Origin of the sequence: Chryseobacterium sp. SIMBA_029 (genome assembly GCF_046535275.1) — a bacterium.
Classification (GTDB): domain Bacteria; phylum Bacteroidota; class Bacteroidia; order Flavobacteriales; family Weeksellaceae; genus Chryseobacterium.
Genome location: NZ_JAWRXA010000657.1, coordinates 1 through 249, shown reverse-complemented (window position 1 = coordinate 249; position 249 = coordinate 1). Strand labels below are relative to the sequence as shown.

Genomic DNA, 249 nt, shown 5'->3' with positions numbered 1-249 from the left:
AAACCAATCGAGTCGACGATCGGAGTCGAAGTTCGTTCGTGGAACCAGGCGCAGGGCTGTTATGAGGGCAGCGATTCCAAGCGGAACGTTGATGAGAAAAATCCAGTGCCAGGACAGGAAGGTGGTGAGGGCACCGCCTACCATCGGAGCCAGCACGGGCGCTAGGAGGCCCGGCCACACCAGATAGGCGGTGGCTCGCAGCAGCTCGGACTTAGGGGTGCCGCGCAAAACCACCAGCGTTCCGACGGG

The 249-nt window shown here is 61.8% G+C and carries 1 protein-coding gene; it reads right to left on the bottom strand.

Going from position 1 to position 249, the window contains the following annotated elements; translation table 11 throughout:
• On the bottom strand, positions 1-249 hold a 249-nt coding region (locus SB679_RS25610; protein ID WP_410705180.1), incomplete at both ends, for an MFS transporter.